The 9,625-nt window shown below is 62.1% G+C and carries 11 protein-coding genes and 1 tRNA gene; 9 read left to right on the top strand and 3 right to left on the bottom strand.

Annotation, left to right across the window (positions count from 1 at the left end):
• Positions 1–250: 250 nt before the first annotated feature.
• Positions 251–658, bottom strand: a complete 408-nt coding sequence (locus QXF46_08245; protein ID MEM0226846.1) for a hypothetical protein — start codon at positions 656–658, stop codon at positions 251–253.
• A 52-nt stretch (positions 659–710) separates the two neighbouring features.
• On the opposite strand from QXF46_08245, the gene thiW reads away from it, so the two are divergent.
• The 9 genes from thiW (at position 711) to QXF46_08200 (ending at position 8,764) form a co-directional block, all read left to right on the top strand.
• Positions 711–1,247, top strand: a complete 537-nt coding sequence (gene thiW / locus QXF46_08240; GenBank protein MEM0226845.1) for an energy coupling factor transporter S component ThiW — start codon at positions 711–713, stop codon at positions 1,245–1,247.
• Positions 1,244–1,819, top strand: coding sequence for a hypothetical protein (locus QXF46_08235; GenBank protein ID MEM0226844.1), 576 nt, complete (start codon positions 1,244–1,246; stop codon positions 1,817–1,819). Before thiW ends, QXF46_08235 begins: the two co-directional genes overlap by 4 nt.
• Before the next feature lie 186 nt (positions 1,820–2,005).
• Complete coding sequence (gene nuoB, locus QXF46_08230; GenBank protein ID MEM0226843.1) at positions 2,006–2,428, top strand: NADH-quinone oxidoreductase subunit NuoB; 423 nt, start codon at positions 2,006–2,008, stop codon at positions 2,426–2,428.
• Positions 2,428–3,615 (top strand): nickel-dependent hydrogenase large subunit, encoded by a 1,188-nt coding sequence (locus tag QXF46_08225; protein ID MEM0226842.1) that lies wholly within the window; start codon positions 2,428–2,430, stop codon positions 3,613–3,615. The genes nuoB and QXF46_08225 overlap by 1 nt, the downstream gene beginning before the upstream one ends.
• A complete protein-coding gene (locus QXF46_08220) occupies positions 3,603–4,523 on the top strand; it encodes a complex I subunit 1 family protein (GenBank protein MEM0226841.1) in 921 nt (306 codons plus the stop codon). Before QXF46_08225 ends, QXF46_08220 begins: the two co-directional genes overlap by 13 nt.
• A 1-nt stretch (position 4,524) precedes the next feature.
• Positions 4,525–4,836 (top strand): 4Fe-4S binding protein, encoded by a 312-nt coding sequence (locus tag QXF46_08215; protein ID MEM0226840.1) that lies wholly within the window; start codon positions 4,525–4,527, stop codon positions 4,834–4,836.
• A 33-nt stretch (positions 4,837–4,869) separates the two neighbouring features.
• On the top strand, positions 4,870–6,801 hold the full coding sequence (locus tag QXF46_08210; GenBank protein MEM0226839.1) for a proton-conducting transporter membrane subunit: 1,932 nt from the start codon (positions 4,870–4,872) through the stop codon (positions 6,799–6,801).
• Entirely contained in the window at positions 6,792–7,382 is a 591-nt protein-coding gene (locus QXF46_08205; protein ID MEM0226838.1) for a hypothetical protein, read from the top strand. Before QXF46_08210 ends, QXF46_08205 begins: the two co-directional genes overlap by 10 nt.
• Positions 7,367–8,764 (top strand): proton-conducting transporter membrane subunit, encoded by a 1,398-nt coding sequence (locus QXF46_08200; GenBank protein ID MEM0226837.1) that lies wholly within the window; start codon positions 7,367–7,369, stop codon positions 8,762–8,764. Before QXF46_08205 ends, QXF46_08200 begins: the two co-directional genes overlap by 16 nt.
• Positions 8,765–8,796: 32 nt before the next feature.
• On the opposite strand, the gene QXF46_08195 is transcribed toward QXF46_08200, so the two are convergent.
• Positions 8,797–9,261: a hypothetical protein gene (locus tag QXF46_08195; GenBank protein MEM0226836.1), complete on the bottom strand. Its 465-nt coding sequence runs from the start codon at positions 9,259–9,261 to the stop codon at positions 8,797–8,799.
• Between the two features lie 55 nt (positions 9,262–9,316).
• Positions 9,317–9,410, bottom strand: a tRNA-Thr gene (locus QXF46_08190).
• Between the last annotated feature and the right edge of the window lie 215 nt (positions 9,411–9,625).

Genomic DNA, 9,625 nt, shown 5'->3' with positions numbered 1-9,625 from the left:
TGGGAGGGGATCGACCTTGAGGCTCGGCGGGTAATAAAGCCGAAAGTTAAAGCTGAGGGTTCCGTCACAGTAGTCGAAGTGGCTGAAGCGTACAACGACGTGCTCATTCTCGCGTCAATGCGTTGAGCAGCATCTCGCCTGTCAGGGCCCGACCCTCGGGTCGATTCCATGAGACGGAAGGAAAGGATTCTTGGATCGTGATCGTTTTAGCCTTTGCAGCCTTTCTCCTCAAGCGGCGGCTCCATTCCGCCTACCCCTGATTTTCGCCGCTAATCGAAGGTCGACTCGAATGCTGATGATCGCCGGCTGGGGAGCAGCTTCGCCAAATGTCCTCCGCCTCAGCCAATACCTCCTCCTCAGGCCTGTTGCTCTCAACGAGCTGGTGCTCAGCGTATTTCGGTTTCCTTTCAGCCAACCTGGCTTGAACGAGCTCTACCGCGCGACGCGTCGGATGGGCTGCTACGGAGACGTAGGCTCTGACGATGGCGGCCACCGTGGCCTCCTGAAGGATAAGCGTCTGATCGTTGAGCTCTAGGATGAGCCTGGTGTGGGTGTGGCCTCTCGGGATGAAGGCGATAACCCGCTTCACCTCCTCGTTCCTGTACACCTTCGCGCGCACAGGGTTCAGCGTGCCCGGGTTTAAGACGCTAACTCGCACCGGGCTCCAGCTCAGCAATGCTTATCAGCCGTCCGCCGAAGCGTTTGTCGGGATGAAGACCGTTGTCCGGCTGGCGATTTCATCGGCTTTGGTAGCCCTAGCCCTCGTTATCGCACCGGTCGCCTGGTTCGCGTGGGGCCCGACCAAGGCGTTCCCCGGCCAGCACCTCGTCAACGCCGTTGCTGGCGTGCTGGTTGGGCCGCTGTGGGCCGCGATTATCGCCGCCGTCGTGGGCACGCTGAGGATCATGATGGGAGTGGGGACCATCTTCGCCTACCCCGGCGGGCTGCCCGGCGGCGTCGTCGTGGGCGTAGCGTACAAGCTTCTCAGGAAAGTCACGAGCAGGAGGAGAGCGCTCCTGCTGGCCGCTCTCACGGAGCCCCTCGGAACCGTGCTGGTCGGCGGCACCCTCGCTTGGTTCATCTTCGACCCCCTTTTCGCCGGCATGAGCCTGCAGGCCAGGTTCGGCAGCATCCTGTGGCTCTACGCCGGCTGGAGCTTGAGCTCGGTTGCCGGCGGCGTTCTTGGTGCAGCATGCCTCTTGGTTATCGATAGGGTTGGGCTTCTCGACCTGCTGAAGGCGGGATGATCGAGCTGACGGTAGAGGAAATTCTGGGGAGAAGGGTCGTAATCGTAGGGGAGCGGGGGGCTGGTAAGACGAGGTTGACGGCTCGGCTACTGGAGCAGCTCGCCTCGCGCCTGGGCCCGGAGAACATCACGGTGATCGACATGGCGCCGACAACTGTGCCCGGTGCGGCTAGGCTCTCCGCGTACACGAGCATCGTGCAGTGGCTCAGGTACCTTGCGCCGCCGACGGTGAGAGCGCCCAGGCTTGAAGGGCGCACCGCCAGCGAAGTGCTCAGGCTCGCCGAGGCTAACAGGGTGGTCATAGAGCCGCTGCTCGATACTTTCCTCAGCGACCCCACCCCCGCTCTCGTTGTCAACGACCTCACGATCTACCTGCACGCAGGCAGCCTGGAGAAGCTGCTGAGCTGCATATCCTCCGCTCAAACCTTCCTGGCCAACGCGTACAGGGGGGTTACCCTAGCGGACGATAAGGGCTCGGGCGTGACAGAGAGGGAGAGGAAGCTGCTCGAGGAGGTGTTACGCAGGGTCGACATGGTCGTCGCCCTCCGGCCGATTGGGAACGAGCCTGGGTAGCGCGAAATCCCACACGGCCTCGTTTATTCGCCACGCGCCGGTACCCGCGAGCTCTAAGTTTAACCGATTTTTTCTATCAAACGTCTTCTACGGATAGAAATGACTACTAAAAATATGTGGAAGAATCACGACTTGACTGCTGAGATTATGAGCAACGTTTAAGAGAGGGTATGGGCTGTGGGTCCCGTGGGTTTGGTTTCGAAGGCTAGGGCTAAGTCGCCTTGGATTTTCGTAGTTAACGCTGCATCCTGCAACGGTTGCCTGATAGAGCTTCTCGCCGCTCTCTCGCCCAGGTACGATGCCGAGAGGCTCGGGTGCATCCTCGTCGGCACTCCCCGCCACGCGGACGTGCTGGTCGTCATGGGGCCGGTGACGAGCAAGACGGCATCGATGCTTGTCAGGGCCTACAGGCAGATGCCCGAGCCGAAGGTGACGGTCGCCATCGGCGTCTGCGCTGCCTCGGGGGGTGTTTTCGCGGGCAGCCCGGTGTTCGAGGGGCCCGTCGATAAGCTGATTCCGGTGGACGTCTACGTCGGTGGGTGCCCGCCGAGGCCAGAGGCCATCCTAAAGGGGTTGATGGAAGCCGCCGAAAAGCTGGGTGAGGGTTGATGGAGGTCGAGAGGAGGGCGGCAATCATACCCTTCGGGCTGCTCCACCCTGCGACGAAGGAACCGGTGAACCTGGTTCTCTTCGTCGAGGGGGAGGAGGTCGTGGGCGCCGAATTCAGGTTTGGGTACGTGTACAGAGCCATCGAGGTGCTGGCGGAGAGGAGGAACCTCGTGCAGGTGCTGCATCTAACTGAAAGGATCTGCGGTATCTGCTCCCACGCGCACCCTCTCTGCTACGTCCAATCGGTGGAGAGCATAGCGGGCATTGAGCCCCCCGAGAGGGCCCTCTACATCCGCACGATACTCGCGGAGCTCGAGAGGATCCAGAACCACCTCCTATGGCTGGGCGTGCTGGGCTACCAGCTCGGCTTCCTGGCCCTCTTCATGTACGCGTGGAGGATCAGGGAGGCTGCGATGGATGCGATGGAGGCGTTAACGGGAGGTAGAGTCATGAAGGCTGCGAACGCGATAGGGGGTGCGCGGTGCGACGTGAGCGAGAAGGCGGCAGCCATGATAAGGAGCGCCATCAAGGAGTCCAGGAAGGCCGCTGAGTACCTCTTCGACGTGATTCACGACAAGACCGTTGAAGCGAGGCTTCAGGACGTGGGAGTTCTTAGCCGCAACGACGCGGTTAGGTGCGGCGCTGTTGGTCCGACTGCCCGGGCCTCCGGCGTGAAGAGCGACGTTCGCGTCGATGACCCCTACGCAGCTTACGAGCAGCTGAAGGGTTCCTTCTCCGTGGTGACGAGCAGCGGGTGCGACTCGCTCGCTAGAGCTGAGGTTCGCGTAGCCGAGATACTGGAGTCCGCCAACATCCTCGAGGCGGCCCTCGATACTCTACCTCCGGGCGATCCAAGGCCGAAAATCCCGCCGCACAGGGTGCTAAGGGTGGTTCCCAGGGGCGAGTCCGTAGCCAGAGTTGAAGCTCCAAGGGGTGAGCTCCTGTATTACGCTGTGACCGACGGCAACGGCTTCCTCAGCAGGCTGAAGATCAGGACTCCAACCCTAGCCAACCTAGTGGCTCTAGCGGAGATGCTCAAGGGCGCGGAGCTCGCAGACGTACCGGCGATTTACGCTTCGATAGACCCCTGCATAGCCTGCACCGAGCGGGCGCTCGTAGTCGATGTGAGAAGCGGAGTTAAAAGGGAGATTGAGCTGAGCGGGGGTGGATTCGCGTGCTCCCCGTGATCCTCCTGGCGCTGGCCGCGGCAGTCGCTGCAGCGAGCCTGGTGTTCGACGGCATAGACAGGAAGATCCGCGCCAGGCTCCAAGCTAGGGTGGGGCCGCCCCTGCTACAGCCCTTCTACGACATCATCAAGCTGCTGAGAAAGTCGTGGATCGCCCCGAGAAGTTCGGCCAAGGGGCTGTTCACCGCCCTCCCCCCGCTGGCACTGGCCTTCTCCACGCTCGCCGGTGCGGTGACACTCGCAGCTGCGGCTGGTCTACTCGAGCTACCCGGCGACGTCGTCATCGTCTACTCCCTGCTGACGGCGTCTTCCCTATCCCTTCTGCTAGGTGGGGCCTCGTCAGGCAACCCGTATGCTTCGATCAGCCTCTCCAGGGGGGTTTCAACGCTCTTCGCGTTCAAGCTGCCCTTGCTCGTTGCCGTCCTTGCAGCCTCCATGAGGGGGGGCGCTTGGTTCTCAATAGCTAGGGCGCTGGAGGTGCAAAGAGTCAAGGGGCCTACCTTGCTTACGATCAGCGGGGCAACGGCGCTGCTCGCGATCCTCGCCGGCATGCCAGCTGAGGGGGAGGTGACGCCCTTTGACGTCACTACGGCGGAGACCGAGATCGTCTCAGGCTTCATGGTGGAGTACAGCGGACCCCTTCTGGCCTTCGCCAAGCTGTCGAAGAGCGTGTCCCGCTTCACGACAGCGCTCCTAGCGTCAATCCTCACGCTGTGCTTTCCCCTAGGCAACCCGTGGGCGGAGGTGGCAGTGTGCTTTTTAGGTGCGCTCCTGATAATGTTCCTTTCGATCACCCTTACGGCAACCTTCGTGGCCCGAGTCCGGGTGGATCAGCTTGCGCGGTTTTTCTGGAGGATCCCGCTACTTCTGTCTCTGATCAGTCTGGCAGCTGGCCTGAGCGGGTGGTAACATGCCTGTGGGGAAGATCCTGCGGGACGGCGTGCGCTTCCTACTGAGGAGGCCTGTCACGGTGCGGTACCCCTTTAAGCGGGAGAACACCAGTGTTCTCGAGGGTTTCAGGGGTGCGCTGAGGTACGACCCTGGGCTCTGCGTGGGCTGCATGCTCTGCGTAAAGCTGTGCCCCAGTGGGGCGATAACCACGGCCGACAGGAAGGTCTCGATCGATCCCTCGAGGTGCATACTCTGCGGCCAGTGCGTTGAAGTTTGTCCGAGGAAGGCTCTCTGGATGACGCACGAGTTCGAGCATGTAACTCGCAAGTAGGCACGCTTTTAAAAGCGCGCACAGGGAGGTGTTGTGCGACTGTCGTTGGTCTACGTGGAGCATCCAGCCATACCACCCCTGCTAGTCCTCTTCGCCGCTGCAGCTGGCTTCCCCCTCCTATCCCTGATTCCGAGGGTCGGCCGGGCCTTAGCGATCGGGGTTTGCGTAGCAGCACCCTACATCGCGCTCGCCCTCCTCCTGATGGCTGCTCCATCGATCCTTCAGGGCCCTGCCGCGTTGAGCGCCTACAGTCCAGCGGCCCCGTTTTGGGCGCCCCTCGAATTCCGCGTAGACTCCCTCGCCCTTCTGCTCGCTACCTTAACGTGCTTCGTGAGCGCGCTCTCCCTGACGTTCGGCACGCGGTACCTCTCCCCCCACAACAGGGCCTACTCCGTGCAGAGCCACAACCGTTCGTACCCGCTGGCCCTTCTGATGACCGCGTCACTAGTCGGGCTCTACTTCTCCAACAACGCGTTGACCCTCGTAATCTTCTGGGAGCTGGCCAGCCTGTGCACTTACGCCCTGATAGCCTTCAGGCTTGACTCGCCTGCCAGTGCGCGCGCCGGTTTGAAGGCGCTACTGATGACGCACGTTGGGGGGGTTGGCCTCATAACGGCTGTGCTGCTCCTCTACGCAATGACGGGTAGCCTGAGGGTAGCTGACTACGCCGCTCCGGGAGGCCTCGACGAGAGCGCCTTCTACGCTCTCGCGGCCCTCTCCCTCCTCGCTACCCTACCGAAGGCGGAGCAGTACCCGCTGCACACGTGGTTCCTCGACGGTGTGACAGCGCCGACCACCTCGATTGTGATCTACAGCGTCTGCGGTTTCCAGGCCAGCGTTTTCCTGCTCTTCCGGTTCCTCCAGCCACTGTACAACAGCCCGTCGCTCTACGAGCCGGTGAGGCTTGCCGCCACCTCCCTAGGTGCCTTCACGGCTCTGGCTGGCGGGATTGGTGGCCTGGTCGAGAGAAACCTGAAGAGGGCGATCGCGTACGGGAAGATAGCTGGTATGGGCTTCGTCGTCATCGCGCTCGGCCTACTCACCCCCACATCCGCCGCTGCCGCGTTGACCCTAATCGTGTCGCACGCGCTCGCCTTCTCCCTCCTATTCTTCGCAGCCGGATCGGCGATCTACGCTACGGGGGAGGAAGAGCTTGGGCGGCTGGGCGGCCTCTACCACCATATGAGGCTAACAGCCGTCGGCTTCCTCGTGGGGTGCTTAACGCTCGCGAGCGTTCCGTCAACCCCAGAGTTTATCGGGAAGTACCTCCTCTTTCAGGCTTCGCTCGAGGCGGGGTACCTGCACCTGCTCCCGGTGATCGTACTGGGTAGCCTGCTCAATGCCGCTCTCGGAGCGCGGCTCTTCTACTCCGTCTTCCTGGGCGGTGAGAGGAAGTTTACACGCATCAGGGATCCGCCGCTGCAGATGCTGGCTCCAATGCTGGTGCTGTCCGCCGCAATCTTGGCAACCGGCTCCTACCCCAAGCTCGTGCTCGAGGATTGGGTTCCACCGGTCCTAGCGCAGCTGGGCCTCCACGGAGGCCGTGACATCTACGAGCAATTCTACCAGCTCGCCGGTACGCTGATCTCGCTGATCGCCGCCATAGTGATCGTAGCCCTTGCAGCCGCTCTAGCCGTAGTCATCCTCCCGGAGGGGACGGCGAGCGGGGGTGAAGATGAGGCGGAGGAGGCTGCGAAACCCTTCCTCTGCGGCGTGGATATGGCCTATGCACCGCTGCCGGGGGAGAGCGTTTACAATCGCTTCCTCTCAGCCGTCAAGCTCGGAGCCTTCGCCTCCTCCGTCGACCCCGACCGCTTCTACCGCCGCCTGGCGAAAGCGTTCCTGGACCTAGCTGGGAGAGCGCTAGCGCTCGACATCCACTACGACTACCGTGCCTCGGTTCTCGCCTTCCTAGTCTCTGCTCTCATACTCCTAGTCATCGGGGGTGTCTTAGCGTGGTTGTAGCGGAGATCACAGTCCTGGTTGCAACAGCCCTCGCGGCTCTACTCACGAAAAAGTCGAGCGTGCTACCCTATGCCCTCGCGCTGCAGTCCCTAGCCCTCACCGCTACTGAGGTGCAGAAGCTTCTGCAGCTCGAGCCGCACCTCGCGTTTGCCTACCTCGGCGCAGCAGTCGTGCACGTGGCCGCGCCACCCATCCTCCTGATGAGACTCGAAAGGATCTTCGGGGAACGCGCCGAGAAGGCGCCCCTACCCCTCGTCGCGGCATCAATCGCCCTCGCTGCCACTACAGTCGCCCTCACGCTGCTCGAAAGCCCGCGCCTGTTACCGTACGCGTTGGCCTCCCTCCTCCCCATCCTCATGATCACTTACAGCAGAGACCCGGTCAGGGTCGCTGTCTCCCTGAACATGGCTTCAAACGCCCTCCACCCCCTCATCGTGGTTGAGGGCAACATTCTTTACGCGGCGGTATCGAACATCTCGATCACGATGGTGATCTACGTCGCCTACCTACTCGCGAGGGAGGGGTGGGAAACCTACCGCTCACCCAGCTTGGACGGGTGGGATCGATGGTTGAAGCGCTGACGCTGCTGATCGTCGCTCCCTTCGCCGCATCCCTACTCGGCTTCCTAGCGGGGCGCAGCGAGCGGGGCAGCGTGATCGCCGTTGCGGCGGGCTCGGGGCTCAGCCTCTCCTTCTCGCTGATTGTTTGGGAGGAGTGCATGCGAACCGGCCTTGCGAGAGCCCCGCTACTAGCCGGCGAGCTCGACCCCCTGGGCGCACTGGTGCTCGTATACTCGAACCTCATCGCACTTCTGGCAGCCGTCTACAACGCGGGGCTCGGGCCTCGTGGGAGGCTGCCGCTCAACCTCTACAACCTATTCTTCCTCCTCCTGATCTTCTCCTTCAACTACATGGTGGTCGCGCGCAACGCACTGCTCCTATTCCTCCTCGTCGAAGCCTTGATCGGAATCACGGTCGCTCTCGTCGGTCACTCGCCCCGCAGCGACGCGCCGGAGGTAGCTTTCAGGTTCCTCGTGATCACTACGATCAGCGCCTTCTGCGTGCTCTTGGGAGTGACTCTCCTCGCGGTCTCCAGGGGCACGTACCTGCTGAACCCGTTGGATGCGGCGCCGGGGAGCCCTCTACTCTTGCTCGCCGCGATCCTCTTCACGATCGGCTTGGGGGCTGACATCGGCTTCTTCCCCTTCCACGCATGGGTCCCCGACGCCTTTCCCGCTTCCACCTCCATCGTCAACGTACTGTCGTGTGCTGAGCACACCCCCCTCTTCGTGGGCCTCTACAACCTCTTGTTGGCAGCAACCGCAGCCGGGTACACCAGTGAGCTGGTACCCCTGCTCCTAGCGTTGGGGTTCACGGCCATACCTTTCGGCTACTTGCTGGCCCCTAGGCAGGAGGATCCCTTGAGGGTCTTAGCCTACTACGCGATTGGCGAGTACGGGGTCATCCTGACGGCGCTCAGCGTGGCCTTAGCTGAACCGGGCCTAGCCCACGTGTGGGTCGCCTACTCACTGAACAGCTCGCTCATGAAGGCTGGGTTATTCGCCTGCCTTGGGCTCGCTACCTCTGAGGCTTGGAGCCGGTTACCAAGGCGCGCGAGGGAAATCGTAGCGCTCTCCTTCGCCATCTGCCTCTTCTCCTCAATCGGCATCCCACCCTTCAGCGGCTTCCACGCGAAGCTCCACTACTTCCTTTTGATACTCGGATACTTCTCCTCTACCCTGGGTCTCTGGGCAGGCGTGGCCGCCGCGCTCGCCATCCTCGCCCTCTCCTTCATCCCACTGTACGTGTTCACGAACATGCTCCACAGCCTCTTCCTCTCGCGGCTCGAAGGCGGGGGGAGGATGCAGGCGCGAACAGTCGCTGCAGTAGCACCCTGCGTAGTCCTCGCATCAACGGCCGTCGCCATCGGCCTTTGGCCCCGACTCCTCTTCCCCTCCCTTTAGCCCGCGAGCGGAAAAGCTGGAGGTGGGAAGCGTCAGGTGGCCTCCTCGACAACCCTGTGGAACGTCCAATCCTTCCTCGAGTACTGGATGCCCAGATCCACCACGAGCTCCTCGAGCAACCGCTGCAGAACGTAGCCGCTCACGCTGGAGAACTTGACCATCTTGTACGCCGACGTGAAGACGTTGAACTCCTCGCCGTCGACGCTCACAACCTCCATGCCCTTCTCCTCCTCTCCAAGGAACTCGGCAAGCACATCGACGCCCATGAAGTACCCCGCGTAGACCGTGGTCTCAAACCCCCTTTCCACCGTGATCTCGGCGTGCTCACCCGCCGTCTCGAGCCGCAGAGTACGCAGCACCACCTCGTCCCCCTCTACGCGCCTGAAGCCCAGCCTCCGCTCCAAGTACTCCTCGAGCGACCTGTAGTCAGTGCTCCTCAGCCTCACCCCCTCAAGCACGAGCTGAACTACCTCCCGCCAGGGCCTCAAATCTATCATTAAAGTGTACTACAGCTCTACAGCTCTTAACTTTAACCTTCAAAGAAAGCGTGGCTGGAGCCCCGGCCGGGAATCGAACCCGGGTCCCCCGCCTCTACGGAGCTTCACCACATACCACGGCGGCGTTCTGGCCACTGAACTACCGGGGCTGGGGAATACGGTGGTAGCGCATTAAAGAGCTTTGCTGATCGTGCTCGCCGCGAAGCGCCAAGCCTATAGCGCCGCACGTAAGGGGGTCTTGTGGAGCGGGACGCGGCATTGAGCCTGCTGAGGGAGCACTTGAAGGATGATAGGATGGTCAAGCACTGCCTCGCCGTCGAAGCGATCATGCGGGCAGCAGCGCGGAGGCTGGGGGAGGATGAGG

It is taken from the genome of Thermofilaceae archaeon (assembly GCA_038731975.1).
GTDB lineage: Archaea > Thermoproteota > Thermoprotei > Thermofilales > Thermofilaceae > JANXEW01.
Note: the sequence above shows the minus strand (reverse complement) of the source record. Positions and strands in the feature narration are given on the sequence as shown.

What these genes read in the sequence shown, in the direction of transcription:
- QXF46_08235 (MEM0226844.1), top strand. Translation starts at nt 1,244, where the DNA reads ATGATCGAGCTGACGGTAGAGGAAATTCTGGGGAGAAGGGTCGTAATC.
- QXF46_08200 (MEM0226837.1), top strand. Translation starts at nt 7,367, where the DNA reads ATGGTTGAAGCGCTGACGCTGCTGATCGTCGCTCCCTTCGCCGCATCC.
- QXF46_08195 (MEM0226836.1), bottom strand. Translation starts at nt 9,261, where the DNA reads ATGATAGATTTGAGGCCCTGGCGGGAGGTAGTTCAGCTCGTGCTTGAG.
- thiW (MEM0226845.1), top strand. Translation starts at nt 711, where the DNA reads ATGAAGACCGTTGTCCGGCTGGCGATTTCATCGGCTTTGGTAGCCCTA.
- QXF46_08215 (MEM0226840.1), top strand. Translation starts at nt 4,525, where the DNA reads ATGCCTGTGGGGAAGATCCTGCGGGACGGCGTGCGCTTCCTACTGAGG.
- QXF46_08225 (MEM0226842.1), top strand. Translation starts at nt 2,428, where the DNA reads ATGGAGGTCGAGAGGAGGGCGGCAATCATACCCTTCGGGCTGCTCCAC.